The 15891-nt window shown below is 73.9% G+C and carries 16 protein-coding genes; 4 read left to right on the top strand and 12 right to left on the bottom strand.

All coding sequences use genetic code 11. The features are described 5' to 3' along the window. The coding region (locus tag ACR9ZG_RS13245) for a M23 family metallopeptidase (RefSeq protein WP_481285312.1) at positions 1-860 on the top strand (860 nt) is incomplete at its 5' end. Positions 861-933: 73 nt separating this feature from the next. Further along, positions 934-2283, top strand: a complete 1350-nt coding sequence (locus tag ACR9ZG_RS13240) for a maltokinase N-terminal cap-like domain-containing protein (RefSeq protein ID WP_481285311.1) — start codon at positions 934-936, stop codon at positions 2281-2283. A 78-nt stretch (positions 2284-2361) separates the two neighbouring features. Here the strand turns inward: ACR9ZG_RS13240 and ACR9ZG_RS13235 are convergent, their stop codons facing one another. From ACR9ZG_RS13235 to paaA, 7 genes are all read right to left on the bottom strand, one after another. Then, positions 2362-3741 carry an LLM class flavin-dependent oxidoreductase gene (locus ACR9ZG_RS13235; protein ID WP_481285310.1) on the bottom strand — a complete coding sequence of 460 codons (1380 nt, stop codon included), beginning with the start codon at positions 3739-3741 and terminating at the stop codon, positions 2362-2364. A 67-nt stretch (positions 3742-3808) separates the two neighbouring features. Further along, positions 3809-4576 (bottom strand): enoyl-CoA hydratase/isomerase family protein, encoded by a 768-nt coding sequence (locus tag ACR9ZG_RS13230; RefSeq protein ID WP_481285315.1) that lies wholly within the window; start codon positions 4574-4576, stop codon positions 3809-3811. A 28-nt stretch (positions 4577-4604) separates the two neighbouring features. Next, positions 4605-5693: a 1,2-phenylacetyl-CoA epoxidase subunit PaaE gene (gene paaE / locus ACR9ZG_RS13225; protein WP_481285314.1), complete on the bottom strand. Its 1089-nt coding sequence runs from the start codon at positions 5691-5693 to the stop codon at positions 4605-4607. Positions 5694-5701: 8 nt separating this feature from the next. Beyond that, positions 5702-6205, bottom strand: a complete 504-nt coding sequence (paaD, locus tag ACR9ZG_RS13220) for a 1,2-phenylacetyl-CoA epoxidase subunit PaaD (protein WP_481285309.1) — start codon at positions 6203-6205, stop codon at positions 5702-5704. After that, a complete protein-coding gene (gene paaC, locus ACR9ZG_RS13215; RefSeq protein WP_481285308.1) occupies positions 6199-7035 on the bottom strand; it encodes a 1,2-phenylacetyl-CoA epoxidase subunit PaaC in 837 nt (278 codons plus the stop codon). Before paaC ends, paaD begins: the two co-directional genes overlap by 7 nt. Then, positions 7032-7325, bottom strand: coding sequence for a 1,2-phenylacetyl-CoA epoxidase subunit PaaB (gene paaB / locus ACR9ZG_RS13210; RefSeq protein ID WP_481285307.1), 294 nt, complete (start codon positions 7323-7325; stop codon positions 7032-7034). The genes paaC and paaB overlap by 4 nt, the downstream gene beginning before the upstream one ends. After that, the gene (paaA, locus tag ACR9ZG_RS13205; RefSeq protein ID WP_481285306.1) at positions 7322-8329 is read right to left on the bottom strand and encodes a 1,2-phenylacetyl-CoA epoxidase subunit PaaA; all 1008 of its coding nucleotides are present in this window, start codon (positions 8327-8329) and stop codon (positions 7322-7324) included. The genes paaB and paaA overlap by 4 nt, the downstream gene beginning before the upstream one ends. Before the next feature lie 80 nt (positions 8330-8409). Between paaA and ACR9ZG_RS13200 the strand changes: the two genes are divergently transcribed. Beyond that, on the top strand, positions 8410-8991 hold the full coding sequence (locus ACR9ZG_RS13200) for a TetR/AcrR family transcriptional regulator (RefSeq protein ID WP_481285305.1): 582 nt from the start codon (positions 8410-8412) through the stop codon (positions 8989-8991). A gap of 117 nt (positions 8992-9108) precedes the next feature. Here the strand turns inward: ACR9ZG_RS13200 and paaZ are convergent, their stop codons facing one another. The 5 genes from paaZ to ACR9ZG_RS13175 all read right to left on the bottom strand — a co-directional run bounded on the left by paaZ (position 9109) and on the right by ACR9ZG_RS13175 (position 14622). Continuing rightward, complete coding sequence (gene paaZ, locus ACR9ZG_RS13195; RefSeq protein WP_481285304.1) at positions 9109-11190, bottom strand: phenylacetic acid degradation bifunctional protein PaaZ; 2082 nt, start codon at positions 11188-11190, stop codon at positions 9109-9111. After that, entirely contained in the window at positions 11187-12077 is an 891-nt protein-coding gene (locus tag ACR9ZG_RS13190) for a 3-hydroxyacyl-CoA dehydrogenase family protein (RefSeq protein ID WP_481285303.1), read from the bottom strand. The genes paaZ and ACR9ZG_RS13190 overlap by 4 nt, the downstream gene beginning before the upstream one ends. Next, positions 12074-12814: an enoyl-CoA hydratase/isomerase family protein gene (locus tag ACR9ZG_RS13185; RefSeq protein ID WP_481285302.1), complete on the bottom strand. Its 741-nt coding sequence runs from the start codon at positions 12812-12814 to the stop codon at positions 12074-12076. Before ACR9ZG_RS13185 ends, ACR9ZG_RS13190 begins: the two co-directional genes overlap by 4 nt. Beyond that, positions 12814-13998 carry a thiolase family protein gene (locus ACR9ZG_RS13180; protein WP_481285313.1) on the bottom strand — a complete coding sequence of 395 codons (1185 nt, stop codon included), beginning with the start codon at positions 13996-13998 and terminating at the stop codon, positions 12814-12816. The genes ACR9ZG_RS13185 and ACR9ZG_RS13180 overlap by 1 nt, the downstream gene beginning before the upstream one ends. 195 nt (positions 13999-14193) lie before the next feature. Further along, on the bottom strand, positions 14194-14622 hold the full coding sequence (locus tag ACR9ZG_RS13175) for an Lrp/AsnC family transcriptional regulator (protein WP_481285301.1): 429 nt from the start codon (positions 14620-14622) through the stop codon (positions 14194-14196). Between the two features lie 127 nt (positions 14623-14749). Here ACR9ZG_RS13175 and pdhA point away from each other — a divergent pair, with 127 nt between their 5' ends. After that, entirely contained in the window at positions 14750-15838 is a 1089-nt protein-coding gene (gene pdhA, locus ACR9ZG_RS13170) for a pyruvate dehydrogenase (acetyl-transferring) E1 component subunit alpha (protein WP_481285300.1), read from the top strand. Positions 15839-15891 lie beyond the last annotated feature (53 nt).

Below are 15891 nucleotides of genomic sequence, written 5' to 3'. Positions count from 1 at the left end.
AGATGTGTATAAGAGACAGGGCCCGGGCCGCTCGCGAGAAGGCGACGGCATCGGCGGCCTTCGCCGCCGCCCTGTTCCGGGGTGCGGGCGGCAGGGGCGCGCTCGGTCCCGACCCGCTCGCGGCCGCGCTCAGCTCACCGGGCGACCTGCTGGCCAAGCTCGGGGCCGTGGACCGGTTGCGCTCGATCTCCGCCGACCGTGCCGCCGCCGTGCGCGCCGCCGCGGCCGACGCCCGGCGCGCGCACGACCTCGAGCAGAAGGCGGAGCAGGCGACGGAGGCCGCCGGCTCCATCGACACCGCCTCCAGCGAGCAGGCGGTCGCCGCCGCGCAGGCGCAGGTCGAGCTGGCCGCCACCGCTCTGGCCTCCCTGCCCACCGTGCTCTCGGCCGCCGACGGCTGGCAGGCGCTGACGGTCGACCCGGCCGCCGTCCCCGCCGCCGGCTCTGGCTGGGCGCTGCCGGTCCGCGGGTCGCTCACCGACGGCTTCGGACCGCGCCCGTCCCGGCCGGCCGGGACGGCCCTCTTCCACCCCGGCGACGACGTCGGCGCGGCCTGCGGCACCACGATCTCCGCGGCGGCAGCCGGAACCGTCGTCGCGGCGGGGCCGAACGGCTCCTACGGCAACTTCGTGCTCATCGATCACGGCGACGGGGTGCGGACAGCGTACGGGCACATCCGCGACGGCGGGATCGGCGTCGTCGTCGGCCAGCAGGTCGCGGCCGGGCAGCCGATCGCGCAGGTCGGGACGACGGGAGCCTCCACCGGCTGCCACCTCCACTTCGAGGTGCGGGTGAACGGCGTGCAGATCGACCCGCTGCCGTTCCTGGCCGCGCGCGGGGTGGCGCTCGGGGCGCGCTGAGGCAGCGGCCCACGATCCTGTGGGTTCCGCCAGGGCCTCCTCAGATCAGGGGAGGCGGGCGTACGGTTCAGGCATGACCGAACTGACGGAGCTCGTCGGGTCGTGGATGCGCCGGCAGCGCTGGTACTCGACGAAGAGCGTCGAGCCCAGGCTGCGCCTCCTCGCCTCGTTCGAGACCGAGCCCGAGCCCGCTGACACCGGCGTCCGCATCGTGACCCACTTCTTCGCCGACGAGGCCCCGCGGACACCGCGCGTGTACCAGGTGCCCGTCGTCGCCCGCGACACCCGCGACGGCGACCCCGCCGCCTTCATCGGGGAGGCGGGAGGCCGCCATCTCTACGACGGCCCCGCGGAGGAGGCGTACGTGACGGCGCTCGCCGCACTGATGGGAGGGGCCGCCCACGCCGAGGGGCGCGACGCCCACGCGCAGGGGCACTCCCTGGGCGGGACCATCGCGGTGCGCTCGTCGCGGCGGCTGACCGGCGAGCAGTCCAACACCTCCATCGTCGCCGAGCTCGACGACGGCCGGCTCGCGCTGATCAAGGTGTTCCGCGTCGTGCAGGACGGCGAGAACCCCGACATCTCCACGCTGGCGGCGCTGACCGGGGGAGGCTCGCGCCGCACCCCGGCGCTGCTCGGCTGGCTGGCCGGCAGCTGGCCGGCAGCCTCCGGCGGCACCGCGCGCGGCGAGCTGGCGCTCGCGCAGGACTTCGTGCCCGGCGCCGAGGACGGCTGGGAGCTCGCGGTCGACGCCGCCGAGCACGGCGAGGACTTCGCCGACCGGGCGTACGACCTCGGCCGCGGCACGGCCGAGCTGCACCGGCTCATGGCGAGCGTGCTGCCCACCAGGGAGGCGCAGCAGGAGGACATCGCCCGGGCGCTCGACGGCATGTTCCAGCGCCTCACGCTGACGACGACGGAGGTGCCGGAGGTCGAGGAGCTGCGCGCGGGCATCGCCGCCGTGTACGAGTCGGCGGCCGCCGGGCCGCTGCCGGTGCTGCAGCGAATCCACGGCGATCTGCACCTCGGCCAGGTGCTGCACTCCGGCGAGCGGGGCTGGCAGTTCATCGATTTCGAGGGGGAGCCGCTGCGGCCCCTCCCGGAGCGTTCGCTGCCCGACGCCACCATGCGGGACGTGGCCGGGATGCTGCGGTCGTTCGACTACGTGGCGGGCTCGCTCGCCCAGCGGCAGCCTCCCCTCGACGCGGCGGCGTGGGCGGCGCGGGCCCGGCAGGCGTACCTCGACGGCTACGCGTCGGTCGTCGGCACCGAGCTGCACGACCACCAGCGGCTCCTGGACGCCTTCGAGCTCGACAAGGCGGTGTACGAGATCCTGTACGAGGCGCGGCACCGGCCGGCCTGGATCCCGATCCCGTTCACGGCCGCGCAGCGCCTCCTCTCGGCCGCCGAGCAGGTCGGCTGACCCGCCGGCCGCCGAGCACAGGAAAAATGCGCCCCGGGATCGCTCCCAGGGCGCATTTTTCCTGTGCTCGGCGGCCGGTCAGACGGCGGCTGGTCGGATCTTGTACCGGGCGCCGCGGTGGTCGGCCGGGAGGCGGTCGCCGGCGCCGTGCAGCTTGTTGCGCAGGGTGCCCGGCTCATACTCGGTGGGGTAGACGCCGCGGCGCTGCAGCTCGGGGATGACGAACTCCACGATGTCCTCGAATGTGCCGGGGGTGATCGCGTAGGCGAGGTTGAAGCCGTCGACGTCGGTGTCCTCCACCCACTCCTGGAGGTGGTCGGCGACCTCCGCCGCAGACCCGACGATGAAGGGGCCCAGTCCGCCGATCGCGCCGTTGCGGCCGATGTCGCGCACGGTCCACTCGCCGCCGTCCTCGTTGGGCCGCTGGAAGTTCGCGACCGCCGACTGGATGGCGTTGCTCTCGACGTTGCCGATCGGCTCGTCGAGGTCGTACTGCGAGAGGTCGACGCCCATCCACCCGGACATGAACACCAGGGCGCCTTCGTCGCTCGTGTACTGCAGGAAGTCCTCGAACTTGGCCTGCGCCTTCTCGCTGGTCTCGTCGGTGATGATCGTGAGGAGGGTGTAGATGCGGGCCGCGTACCGGTCGCGCCCCGCCGCCTCCAGCGCGTCGCGCAGCTTGGCGACGGTCTGCTTCAGCCCCTCCTTGGTGGAGGCGGCGACGAAGATCGCCTCGGCGTTCTCGGCGGCGAACGAGATACCGCGCTTGGAGGCGCCCGCCTGGTAGATCACGGGCGTGCGCTGCGGGCTGGGCTCGGAGAGGTGGATGCCGGGGACGGTGAAGTGCGTGCCGCGGTGCCCGATCTCGTGCACCTTCGCGGGGTCGGTGAAGACGCCCGCCTCGCGGTCGCGCACCACGGCGTCGTCCTCCCAGGAGCCCTCCCACAGCTTGTAGAGCACCTCCAGGTACTCGTCGGCGTGGTCGTAGCGGTCGTCGTGCTGCAGCTGGTCGTCGTGGCCCATGTTGCGCGCGGCGGAGGGCAGGTAGCCGGTGACGACGTTCCAGCCGACGCGTCCGTTGGTCAGGTGGTCGAGCGTCGACATGCGGCGGGCGAACGGATACGGGTGCTCGTACGCGGTGCCCGCGGTGATCCCGAAGCCGAGGTTCTCGGTGACGAGCGCCATCGCCGAGACCAGGAGGATGGGGTCGTTCACCGGCACCTGGGCGCCGTGCCGGATGGCGGCCTCGTTGCTGCCGCCGTACACGTCGTAGGTGCCCAGCACGTCGGCGATGAAGATGCCGTCGAACCGGCCGCGCTCCAGCAGCTTCGCCAGCTCGGTCCAGTAGGTGAGGTCCTTGTAGCGCCAGGCCTGGTCGTCTGGGTGCCGCCACATGCCGGAGGACTGGTGGGCGACGCAGTTCATGTCGAAGGCGTTGAAGCGGATCTGCCGGGTCATGCGGTCCAGGATGCGGGAGGCGCGCGCCGGCCGCACCCCGGGCGTCATGCCGCGTAACGCGGCGCGCTCAGCGCCCCGTGAACCGCGGCGGCCGCTTCTGCTGGAACGCCGCGAAGCCCTCGCGGTAGTCGGCGGTCGTGCGCAGGCGCTCCTGCGCCTCCGCCTCGGCGGCGACCGAACCCCAGAGATTGAGCGTGCCGTCGCGCAGGCCCGCCACGATCTGCTTGGAGGCGACGAGCGCCTGGGTCGCGCCTGATGCCGCTCGCGCGGCCGCCGCCTCCACCTCGTCCACCACGGCCGACATGGGGACCGCGCGCGAGAAGAGCCCGCCGGCCACGGCCTCCACGCCCGACAGCAGCCGGCCCGAGTAGATGAGGTCGAGGGCGCGGTGCGGGCCGAGGCGCGACACCAGCAGCCAGTGGCCGCTCGAGTCGAGGGCGGCGCCCAGGGCGGCGAAGGGCGAGCCGACCTTCGCGTCCTCCGCCACGTAGACGACGTCCGTCGCGATCAGCAGACCGAGCCCGACGCCGAGGCAGGCGCCCTGCGCGGCCGCGAACGTCGGAGCCGGGAACCCCGCGATGCGCCGCAGCAGCGCCTCCACCTCTGCCAGGTAGCCAGGCACGTCGTCGGTCGCCGGGTCGACGCCAGCGATGTCGCGGCCGGCGCAGAAGGCGCGGCCCTCGCCGCGGAGCACGACAGCGCGCACGCTGTCGGCCGACGCCCGCTCGTACGCCTCGGACAGCGCCTGGAGGTCGTCACGGCCCAGCGCGTTGAGCCGCTCGGGTGCGTTCAGCGTGATGCGGGCGATGCCGTCCGCGGTCGCGTACTCGATCATCCGTTCCTCCAGGGCGTTCGGCGCCGCATCACACGTCATAGTCGACGACGACACGGCCGGTCAGGGGATGGGACTGGCAGGTCAGCACGTACCCGCGCTCCAGCTCCTCCGGCTCGAGCGCGTAGTTCTCCGTCATCCGCACGTCGCCGGAGACCAGCCGCGCCCGGCAGGTGCCGCAGACGCCTCCCGCGCACGAGAACGGCACGTCCGGCCGCACCCGCAGCGCGGCGTTCAGCACCGACTCGTTCGCGTCGACCGGCGTCTCGACCGTGGAGGTGAGCCCGTCGAGCGTGAACTCGACGGTGGTCGTCCGCTCGCCCTCGCGCACCACGACCGGGCGCCCGGCATCGCCGCGCGCCTCCCCGGGGTCCCCGGTGGTGAACAGCTCGAAGTGGAGGCGCTCGCGCGGCACGCCGTACGACTCCAGCACGTCGCGGCACAGCTGCACCAGCTCGAACGGCCCGCACAGGAACCACTCGTCCACGGTCGCCGGCGGCAGCAGCGTGTCGAGCATCCGCCGCAGCCGCTCCTCGTCGATCCGGCCCGAGAGGAGCGGCGCCGTGCGCTGCTCGCGCGACAGCACGTGGTGCAGGGCGAGCCGGGCGGGGTAGCGGTCCTTGAGGTCGGCCAGCTCCTCCAGGAACATCACGTCGACGGCGGTGCGGTTCGTGTACACGAGGGTGAAGGTGGAGGTCGCGCTCGCCGCGAGCACGCTCGACGCGAGGGCCATCAGCGGCGTGATCCCCGAGCCGGCGGCGATCCCCGCGATGTGCCGCCCGTCGAGCGCGCCGGGGTCGATGGTGAAGGTGCCCTGCGGGCTCATGACGTCGATCCGGTCGCCTGGCCGCAGCTCGGTGGTCGCCCAGGTCGAGAAGGCGCCGCCCAGGTCCCGTTTGATCGCGACGCTGATCCGCCCCCGCGTGGGCGGCCGGCAGAGCGAGTAGCTGCGGCGCAGCTCCGTGCCGCCGACGTGGGCGCGCAGCGCCACGTGCTGCCCGGGCAGGTAGTCGTAGTCGCCGGCCAGCTCGTCGGGCACGGCGAAGGTGACCTCGACGCTCGCCGGGGTCAGCGGCCGCACCTCGGCGACCGCCAGCTCGTGGAACCGCGCGCGGGGCATCCGCACGCTCACAGCGCCTTGATGTGGTCGAAGGGCTCCCCGCAGCCGTTGCACACGTACAGCGCCTTGCACGCGGTGGAGCCGAAGTGCGAGACCTCGCGGGTGTCGGGAGAGCCGCACTGCGGGCACTTCACCGCGAGGCGCAGGCCGACCGGTCCGGCCGGACGCGTGGCGGGCGCGGTGCCGTCGGGAGGCGCGATCCCGTTGTCGAGGAGCGCCTGCCGGCCGGCGGGGCTGATCCAGTCGGTCGTCCAGGCGGGGGAGAGGGCCAGGCGCACCCGCACCCGCTCGAAGCCGGCGCCCGCGAGCGCACGCACCACGTCCTCCCGGATCGTCTCTATCGCCGGGCAGCCCGAGTAGGTGGGCGTCAGCACCACCTCCACGCCGTCGTCGGTCACGCTGAGCTCGCGCAGGATGCCGAGGTCGTCGATCGTGAGCACGCGCAGTTCGGGGTCCGGCACGGCCGCCGCGGCCGCCCAGGCGAGATCGGCCTCCGCGAAGTGGCTCACCATGACGCCCCCGGGTGCCGGCGGGTGAGCACCTGCAGCTCGGCGAGCAGCGGCCCGAGGTGCTCCGAGTGCCGGCCGCGCCGCCCTCCGCCCGCGGACGAGAAGACCGTGGGCGGCTCGATCTCCGCCTCCCGCAGCACCGGCTCCAGAGCGCTGTCGAACGCGGGCCGGAGGGTGGAGGGCCGGGGTGCGATGTCCTCCAGCCGGTCGGTGAGCGGCTCGTCGCGGAACAGCTCGTCCACGAGCGGCCACACGGTCTCGAAGGCCGCCACGGTCCGCCGCCGCGACTCGTCGGTGCCGAGCGCGAGCCGCAGCAGCCACAGGTCGGCGTGCTCGCGGTGGTACGCGACCTCCTTCACCGCCTTCGCCGCGACTCCCGCCAGCACCGGGTCGGCGGAGGCGCGCAGCCGCTCGTACAACTCGGACAGATAGTGGGAGGCGGCGAGCTGCCGCACGATCGTCTGGGCGAAGTCGCCGTTCGGCAGCTCGAAGAGCCACGCCGAGCGGAACTCCGGCTCGTCGCGCCAGTAGGCGAGGTCGTCCTCGGTGCGGCCGTCCGCGGTGCCCGCGTAGCGCAGCAGCGAGCGCGCGTGGCCGAGCAGGTCGAGCGCGATGTTGGCGAGGGCGACATCCTCCTCCAGCTCGGGCGCGCGCGAGATCCACGCGCCGAGCCGCTGGGCCAGCATCAGGGAGTCGTCGCCGAGCCACAGCGCGTACTCGGCCACGTCGGGGGAGGCCGGGGTGCCGGACTCGACGGAGACGAACTCCGCCGACAGGGTCACCGTGCTGAGCTCGACGTGGCCGTGGGCATGGTCGTCGTGCGGATCGCTCACAGGTGCTTCACCCCCTCCGACGCCGTGTAGTAGGTCGCGTGCCGGAAGTTCTTGCCCGCCGCCGACTCGAAGAACGCGTCCTTCGCATCGGGGTCGCTCGCCGTGATCGCGTCCGAGCGCACCACCCAGATGGAGACGCCCTCCCCGCGCCGCGTGTACAGGTCGCGCGCGTTGCGCAGGGCGAGCTCCTCGTCGGGCGCGTGCAGCGAGCCGACGTGCACGTGGCTGAGCCCCCGGGAGGCGCGCACGAACACCTCCCACAGCGGCCAGATCTCGGGCGCGCCGGTCATGCCGCCGCCCCGGCCCGCTCGGCCTGCGCGCGTTCGTGCTGCTTCCGCGCGTAGGCCGCCGCGGCCTCCCGCACCCAGGCCCCCTCCTCGTGCGCCTCGCGACGCCGCTGCAGCCGCTGCGCGTTGCACGGCCCGCGGCCGGCGAGGACCTCGTTGAACTCGGTCCAGTCGATCTCGCCCAGCTCGTAGCGCTGCGCCTCGTCGTCCCAGCGGAGCTCGGGGTCGGGCAGCGTCACGCCGAGCGCCTCCGCCTGCGGCACGAGCATCGCGACGAACCGGCGGCGCAGCTCGTCGTTCGAGAACCGCTTGATCCGCCACGCCATCGACCGCGCCGAGTTGGGGGAGTCGTCGTCCGGCGGCCCGAACATCATCAGCGACGGCCAGTACCAGCGGTCGACCGCCTCCTGCGCCATCCTCCGCTGCTCCTCGGTGCCGCGCATCAGCGTGAGCAGGATCTCGAAACCCTGCCGCTGATGGAACGACTCCTCCTTGCAGATGCGGACCATCGCGCGGCCGTACGGCGCGTACGAGCAGCGGCACAGCGGCACCTGGTTGCAGATCGCGGCGCCGTCGACGAGCCAGCCGATCGCGCCCATGTCGGCCCAGGTCGGCGTCGGGTAGTTGAAGATCGACGAGTACCGCGCCCGCCCCTCGATCAGCTGCTCTGTCATCTCGTCGCGCGTGATCCCCAGCGTCTGCGTCGCCGAGTAGAGGTAGAGCCCGTGGCCGGCCTCGTCCTGCACCTTCGCCATCAGGATGGCCTTGCGCTGGAGGCTCGGAGCGCGCGTGATCCAGTTGGCCTCCGGCTGCATCCCGATGATCTCGGAGTGCGCGTGCTGCGACATCTGCCGGATGAGCGTGCGCCGGTAGTCGTCGGGCATCCAGTCGCGGGGCTCGATGCGTGCGTCGGCCGCGATGAGGGCGTCGAACGCGGCCTGGTCGGCGTCGGCCGTGCCCTGGTCGGCATCGGCCGCGGCGGCGCCCGCGGTGCTGGTGGTCTCCATCGACCCTCCCGGTTCGTCATTACTGACTGATCGTTCGGTAAGTATATCTCCGTCGGGGAGGGCCGTGCCACACTGGACCGATGACCGACACCCTGCGCCGCGGCCGTCCCGGCTACGACCAGCGCGGCATCCTCGAGGTCGCGGTCGCCGCGTTCAACGAGCACGGCTACGACGCCACCTCCATCGGGATGCTCGCGGCGCGGCTCGGGCTGTCGAAGTCGGCGATCTACCACCACGTGGCCTCCAAGGAGGAGCTGCTCGCCCTCGCCCTCGACGAGGCGCTCGACGGGCTGGAGGGGGTGCTGCGCTCGCCGGAGGCCGGCACCGGCACCGCCGCGCACCGGTTGGAGGCGGTGCTCCGCGGAGCGGTGCTCGTCCTCGCCGAGCGGCTGCCCTACGTGACCCTCCTGCTGCGGGTGCGCGGCAACACCGACGTCGAGCGCGCCGCGCTGGAGCGGCGGCGCGCCTTCGACCGGTCCGTCGCGCGCCTGGTGGCCGAGGCGCAGGAGGAGGGTGCGGTGCGGGCCGACGCCGAGGCGGCGGTCGTCGCGCGCCTCCTGTTCGGCATGATCAACTCGCTCACCGAGTGGTACGCGCCGACCGGCCCCACCACGCCCGAGCACCTCGCCGACACGATCGTCGCGCTCGCCCTCTCCCGCTAGCCCTCGCCCGCTCCTCCACCTCCGTCTCCACCTCCGCCGAGGGGCGTCGTTGTGTCGTAATTCGGCGCGAATTCCGACACAATGACGCCCCTCGATGGCTGTGCAGCTCGGTGCGCGCTACTTCGCCACGAGCGTCAGCACGTCGTACGACGCCACCAGCTCGTCGCGCTGGTTCAGGATGCGGGCATCCCACCGCACCTCGCCGTAGTCGTCGGTCTCGCGCGGGGTAATCTGCTTGGCCGTCAACGCGACCCGGATGCTGTCGCCCGGCACGACCGGCGTCAGGAACCGCAGGTCCTCCAGCCCGTAGTTCGCCAGCACCGGCCCGGGCGCCGGGTCGACGAACAGCCCCGCCGCCCACGACACGAGCAGGTAGCCGTGGGCCACGCGGCCGGGGAAGAACGGGTTGGCCGCGGCCGCCTCCTCGTCCATATGGGCGTAGAAGGTGTCGCCGGTGAAGGTCGCGAACTCCTCGATGTCGTCGAGCGAGATCGTGCGGGAGACCGTCCGCACCTGGTCGCCGACGCGCAGCTCCGCCAGCGACTTGCGGAAGGGATGCGCACCATCGGCGTTCGCCGCCGCGCCCTCGTGCCACACCCCGGTCACCGCCGTGAGCAGGTCGGGCGTGCCCTGCAGCGCGGTCCGCTGCATGTGGTGCAGCACCGCGCGGATGCCGCCGAGCTCCTCCCCGCCTCCCGCGCGCCCGGGGCCGCCGTGCACGAGGTGCGGCATCGGCGAGCCGTGGCCGGTCGAGGTGCGGGCGTCGTCGCGGTCGAGCAGGAGGATGCGGCCGTTGTACCCGGCCGTCGCCAGCACGAGCTCCCGCGCGAAGGCGGGGTCGTGCGTCGCGACGCTGGTGACGAGCGACCCGCCGCCGAGCGCGACCAGCTCGGCCGCCTCGGCGGGCGTCGCGTAGGGGAGGACGGCGGCCACCGGACCGAACGCCTCCACCGTGTGCGCCGCCTCCACCCGCGGGTCGGCGAAGCGCAGCAGCACCGGGGCGACGAACGCGCCCTCGACCGCGGCACCGCGCGACCCGTCGGCGTGCACGACGGTCGGCTGGTCGAGGCCGCCGAGTGCCAGTTCGCCGCCCGCGGCCACGAGGCGGCCGACCTGCCGCAGCACCTCGGCGCGCTGCTCCCGCGACGCGAGCGGACCCATCGTCACGCCCTCCGCGCGCGGGTCGCCGAGCACGACCCGCTCGGCGATGCGCCGCTCCACGGCCCCGATCACGTCGTTCGCGAGGGCGGCCGGCACGATCGCCCGCCGGATCGCCGTGCACTTCTGGCCCGACTTGGCGGTCAGCTCGGTGACGAGCTGCTTGACGTACGCGTCGAACTCCGGCGTGCCGGTCACGGCGTCCTGGCCGAGGACCGACGCGTTGATGGAGTCCGTCTCGGCCGTGAACCGCACCCCGCCGGTCTGCACGGCCGGGTGCGCGCGCAGCGATTCCGCCGTCGATGCCGACCCCGTGAAGGCCACGAGGTCGCCCAGCCGCAGCTCGTCGAACAGGCCGGGCACCGACCCGCACACCAGCTGCAGCGTGCCGTCGGGCAGGAGGCCCGACTCCACCAGGATCCGCACCGCCGCCTCCGCGACGTACGCGGTCGGCGTCGCCGGCTTCACGAGGGTCGGCATCCCGGCGAGGAACGAGGGCGCCAGCTTCTCGAGCATCCCCCAGACCGGGAAGTTGAACGCGTTGATCTGCACCGCGACCCCGGGCAGCCGCGTGTAGATGTGGCGGCCGAGGAAGCTGCCGTCCTTCGACAGGTTCTCGGCGGGCCCGTCGAGCACGACCTGGGCGTTGGGCAGCTCGCGGCGGCCCTTCGATCCGTAGGTGAACAGCGCGCCGATGCCGCCGTCCACGTCGATCCAGGCGTCGGCCCTCGTCGCCCCCGATGCCGCCGAGAGCTCGTAGAGCTCCTGCTTGCGGGCGGTCAGCTCCTGCGCCATGCGCTTGAGCAGCAGCGCGCGCTGGTGGAACGTCAGCTCGCCGAGCGAGGCCTGCCCGACCGTGCGCGCGTACTCCAGCGCTCCGGCGAGGTCGGCGCCCTGGGCGCTCACCCGGGTGATCGGCTCGCCGGTGGAGGCGTCGCGCACCTCGCTCCCGCCGGCCGCCTCCTCGGCGGCGAGGCCGGGCATGCCGCCCCCTGGCGTCCACCACTCTCCCCGCAGGTAGCTGGGCAGGATCGTCGTCATCGGTCTCCTCCTTCGTCGGGCCACGGGTAGAACCCGCGTCCGGTCTTGCGCCCGAGCCGGCCGTCGGCGACCATCCGCCGCAGCAGCCCGGGAGGCTCGAAGCGCGGCCCGAGCTCGCGGAAGAGGTGCTCCGCGATGTCGAGCCGCACGTCTAGGCCCACGATGTCGGTCAGCCGCAGCGGGCCGACCGGATGCCGGTAGCCGAGCACCATCGCCCGGTCGATGTCCTCGGGGGCGGCGACGCCCTCCTCCACCATCCGGATCGCCTCCAGCCCGAGCAGCACGCCCAGGCGCGAGGAGGCGAAGCCGGGGGAGTCGCGCACGATCACGGCGGTCTTGCCCAGCGCCTCCACCCATCCGGTCGCGTCCGAGACGGCGGTGGGGGCCGTGGCCGAACCGACCACCACCTCGACGAGCGCGGACGCGGGGACCGGGTTGAAGAAGTGCAGGCCGAGGAACGCGCCCGGCCGCTCCAGCCCCGCGGCCAGCGCGTCGATCGAGAGCGAGGAGGTGTTGGTCGCGAGCACGCCGGACGGGTCGAGGAGCCCCTCGGCGCGGCCCAGCGCCTCCGCCTTCATCGCCGCGACCTCCGGCACCGCCTCGACCGCGAGCCCGGCGCCGCCGAGCGCGTCCCAGTCGAGCGTCACGGTGAGACGATCGGCGTCGGGAGGCTGGGCGCCGCGCTCGACGCTCGCCGCCGCCGCCGCGATCACCCGGTCGCGCGCCGCCGCGGCCGCCTCCCGGTCGCGCTCGATCACGACGACCGCCGCACCGGCCATGAGGAAGGCGTGCGCGATCCCCGCGCCCATCCGCCCGCCGCCGATGACGCCGACATGCGCGGGGACGCCGCGCACGGGGACACCGCCCGGCCGCGCCGTGTCGCTCATCGCCGCCTCCGCTCGAGGAACGCGGTCATCCGCCGCCGCTTCTCCGGCGATTCGAACAGCTGCGCCTGCGCCTCCCGCTCGGCGTAGGACGCGTCCTCCGGCGCCGTGTGCAGGACCGCCTTGGTCAGCCGCGTCGCGAGCGGGTCGTTCGCCGCGATCCGGTCGGCGAGGGCGTGCGCGCCGCCGAGCAGCTCCTCCGGCTCGAACAGCGCGGTCACCAGGTGCACGGCCAGCGCCTCCTCCCCGCTGAGGATGCGGCCGGCCAGCACGACCTCCTTGGCCAGCGGCTCGCCGATCAGCCGGGGGAGGCGCGAGAGCGCGCCCGCGGCCGCGATGATCCCGAGGCTCGTCTCCGGGTTGCCGATACGCAGCCGCGGGGTGCCGATGCGGAAGTCCGCGGCGTAGGCGAGCTCAGCGCCTCCGCCGAGCGCCGGTCCGTCCATCGCGGCGATGACCGGCATCGGCAGCGCGGCGATGCGGGCGAAGACGGTCGCGTTGATCGCGCGGCGGGCGTCGGAGGCGGTCCGCTCGCGCAGCTCGGCGATGTCGGCGCCCGAGGCGAACACACCCCCGGCGCCGGTGAGGATGAGGAGGCGCGGCTCCCGCTCCAGGGCGGCGCAGACCTCGTGCAGCTCGTCCACCATCCGCTGGTCGATGGCGTTGCGGCGCTCGGGGCGGTCGAGCGTCACGACGACCCGGTCCGATGCCTCCTCGATGCGGAGGGTGGAGGTCGCCATCACACCGCCTCCACGATGAGGGCCGTGCCCTGGCCGACGCCGACGCACATCGTCGCGAGTCCGTACTGGGAGCCTTCGCGCTCCATGCGGCCGAGCAGGGTGACGACGATCCGCGCGCCGCTGGAACCGAGCGCGTGGCCGAGCGCGATGGCGCCGCCGTCCGCGTTCACCCGGCGCTCGTCCAGCCCGAGCCGGCTGACGCAGGCGAGTGCCTGGCTCGCGAACGCCTCGTTCAGCTCGACGCTGCCGATGTCGCCGACCTCCAGGCCCGCGCGCTGCAGCACCCGGTGGGTGGCGGGGACCGGTCCGAGCCCCATCACCTCGGGGGCGACACCCGCGCTCCCGCCGGCGACGATGCGGGCGCGCGGGCGGAGGCCGTGGCGGCGGACCGCGTCGGCGCTCGCGACCACGACGGCCGAGGCGCCGTCGTTGAGCGGGGAGGCGTTGCCGGCGGTGACCACGCGGCCGCCGGCGACGACGGGCGTGAGCGCGGCCAGCGCCTCCATCCCGGTGTCGCGCCGGATGCCCTCGTCGGCGGTGACCGTGCCGCCGCGCGTCTCGACGGGGACGAGCTCGTCGGCGAACCGTCCGGCGTCCGCCGCCGCGGCCGCCCGCCGGTGGCTCTCCAGTGCGAAGGCGTCGGCGTCCTCGCGGCTGATCCCGTCGAGCCTGGCGACCTCCTCCGCCGTCTCGGGCATCGTGTACGTGGCCTTGTCGCGGGCGAGGAGGCGCGGGTTGGCGAACCGCCAGCCGATCGACGTGTCGAACTGCGGCCCCGGCTTCGCCCACGGCCGCTCCGGCTTGGCCTGCACCCAGGGCGCCCTGGTCATCGACTCGGCGCCGCCCGCGACCACGATGTCGGCGTCGCCGGCCCGCACCGCCTGGGCGGCGAGCGTGATCGCGGTCAGCCCGGAGGCGCAGAGCCGGTTGACCGTGAAGGCGGGCACCTCGTCGGGCAGCCCGGCCAGCAGCACGGCCATCCTGGCGACGTTGCGGTTGTCCTCGCCGGCCTGGTTCGCCGCGCCGAGCACGACCTCGTCGACGGCGTGGCCGGGGACGCCCGCGCGCGAGACGGCCTCCGCCACCACGAGCGCCGCGAGGTCGTCGGGGCGCACGCCCGCGAGCGCGCCGCCGTACCGGCCGACCGGCGTGCGCACGCCGCCCACCAGGTAGGCCTCCGGCATCCCGTGTCTCCCCTCGATCACCGCTGATCGACTGAATTACCGAACGATCGTTCAGTGCTCCCCGATCATCGCATCCCGCCTGCCCCCACACAACCGCCACACCCGCCGAGGGGCGTCGTCATGCCGCAATACGCGCCGGATTCCGACAGGACGACGCCCCTCGGCGCCGGGCGGAGGAGGCCGCGGGCGGGTGCGTCAGCGGGCGTCGTGGTCCTCGAAGACGAGGGAGGTCTTCGTGTCGCGCACGCTCGGGATCGCGGTCAGCTCCTCCAGCACCACCCGGCGCAGGTCCTCGTTGTCGCGCGCCCGCACGAGCAGGATCACGTCGAAGTCGCCGCCCACCAGCGCGAAGTGCTCGACCTCCGGGATGGCGCGCAGCCGGTCGCGCAGGTCGTGCCAGGCCGCCTGCTCCACGCGCATGGTCACGTACGCGGACGACGCCCGGCCCGAGAGCCGCGGGTCGACCTTCGCCGTGAAGCCGGTGATCACGCCCTCGGCCACCAGCCGCGAGACCCGCGCGTAGGCGTTGGCGCGCGAGACGTGCGCCTGCTCGGCCACCGCCGTGATGGAGGCGCGGCCGTCGGCGCGCAGGGCGTCGAGGATGCGGGCGTCGATGTCGTCCATGACGCCAGACAGTCTGACATGCGATCGGCCGCAGCGCATCCATTCGTCTCGAAAGCCTCGGACCCGTGGCGATCGCGGTCCAGCGAAGTCATCCTGATGATCAGCGACGTCTTTCGAAGGAGAACAGATGCACGCCGACGATCTGCTGCCGGGCGACACCCCGCTCCGGCTCATCGACGAACAGGGCGCAGGCCACCCGCACGCGCGCCTGGCGTTCCCGTCCCTCCCGGTGCTGGTCGACGGCTATCGCCGGCTCGTGCTGGGCCGCCGGCTCAACGAGCAGGCCGACGCGCTGGTGCGGCAGGGGAGGCTCGCCGTCTATCCGTCCTCGCACGGCCAGGAGGCCGCCGAGGTCGCCGCCGCGATGGTGCTCGGCGACGAGGACTGGCTCTTCCCGACCTACCGCGACAGCGTTGCGGTCATCGCGCGCGGCGTGGACCCGTTCGAGGCGTTCCTCCTGCTGCGCGGCGACTGGCATTCCGGCTACGACCCGAAGGAGCACCGCGTCGCCCCGCAGGCGACCCCGCTCGCGACCCAGCTGCTGCACGCCGTCGGGGTCGCCCACGCCGCCCGGCTGCGCGGCGAGGACACGGTGGTGCTCGCCATGTGCGGCGACGGCGCCACCAGCGAGGGCGACTTCCACGAGGCGCTCAACTTCGCGGCGGTCTTCCACCTCCCGGTCGTCTTCCTCGTGCAGAACAACGGGTATGCGATCTCGGTGCCGCTCAGCCGGCAGACCGCGGCGCCGAGCCTGGCGCACAAGGGCATCGGCTACGGGATGCGCGGCCGCCTGGTCGACGGCAACGACCTCGCCGCCCTGCTCGCCCTGCTGGGCGAGGCGGTGCAGGAGGCGCGCGAGGGCGGCGGCCCGACCCTGGTCGAAGCCGTGACCTACCGGGTGAAGGCGCACACCAACGCGGACGACGCCACGCGCTACCGCAGCCAGGAGGAGGTGGAGCCGTGGCTTGCCCGCGACCCGCTGCTGCGGCTGCGCACCTGGCTCGCCGCCCAGGGCGCACTGAGCGACGGCGACGACGCCGAAGCGCACGCGCACGCCGAGAGCGTCGCCGCCCGGGTCCGCGCCCAGCTGACCGCCGAGGCGCAGCCGCATCCCGACGACCTGTTCGCGCACGTCTTCGCCACGCCGACGCCGCAGCTGCGCGAGCAGTCCCGGATGCTGGCGGCCGAGCTCGAGGCCGAGGAGGCGGCGCGATGACCCTGACGACCGATCCGGAACCCCGCGGCGGCGCGGCCGACGCGGCATCCGAG

It is taken from the genome of Leifsonia sp. KNZ12-8B (assembly GCF_056755495.1).
The sequence above is the reverse complement of the archived record's forward strand: the minus strand, read 5'-3'. Positions and strand labels throughout refer to the sequence as shown.

Coding starts and splice junctions, on each gene's coding strand:
- ACR9ZG_RS13200 (WP_481285305.1), top strand. CDS start 8,410: ATGACCGACACCCTGCGCCGCGGCCGTCCCGGCTACGACCAGCGCGGC.
- paaZ (WP_481285304.1), bottom strand. CDS start 11,190: ATGACGACGATCCTGCCCAGCTACCTGCGGGGAGAGTGGTGGACGCCA.
- ACR9ZG_RS13240 (WP_481285311.1), top strand. CDS start 934: ATGACCGAACTGACGGAGCTCGTCGGGTCGTGGATGCGCCGGCAGCGC.
- ACR9ZG_RS13180 (WP_481285313.1), bottom strand. CDS start 13,998: ATGCCGGAGGCCTACCTGGTGGGCGGCGTGCGCACGCCGGTCGGCCGG.
- pdhA (WP_481285300.1), top strand. CDS start 14,750: ATGCACGCCGACGATCTGCTGCCGGGCGACACCCCGCTCCGGCTCATC.
- paaD (WP_481285309.1), bottom strand. CDS start 6,205: ATGGTGAGCCACTTCGCGGAGGCCGATCTCGCCTGGGCGGCCGCGGCG.
- ACR9ZG_RS13185 (WP_481285302.1), bottom strand. CDS start 12,814: ATGGCGACCTCCACCCTCCGCATCGAGGAGGCATCGGACCGGGTCGTC.
- paaB (WP_481285307.1), bottom strand. CDS start 7,325: ATGACCGGCGCGCCCGAGATCTGGCCGCTGTGGGAGGTGTTCGTGCGC.
- ACR9ZG_RS13175 (WP_481285301.1), bottom strand. CDS start 14,622: ATGGACGACATCGACGCCCGCATCCTCGACGCCCTGCGCGCCGACGGC.
- ACR9ZG_RS13230 (WP_481285315.1), bottom strand. CDS start 4,576: ATGATCGAGTACGCGACCGCGGACGGCATCGCCCGCATCACGCTGAAC.
- ACR9ZG_RS13235 (WP_481285310.1), bottom strand. CDS start 3,741: ATGACCCGGCAGATCCGCTTCAACGCCTTCGACATGAACTGCGTCGCC.
- paaA (WP_481285306.1), bottom strand. CDS start 8,329: ATGGAGACCACCAGCACCGCGGGCGCCGCCGCGGCCGATGCCGACCAG.
- paaE (WP_481285314.1), bottom strand. CDS start 5,693: ATGCCCCGCGCGCGGTTCCACGAGCTGGCGGTCGCCGAGGTGCGGCCG.
- ACR9ZG_RS13190 (WP_481285303.1), bottom strand. CDS start 12,077: ATGAGCGACACGGCGCGGCCGGGCGGTGTCCCCGTGCGCGGCGTCCCC.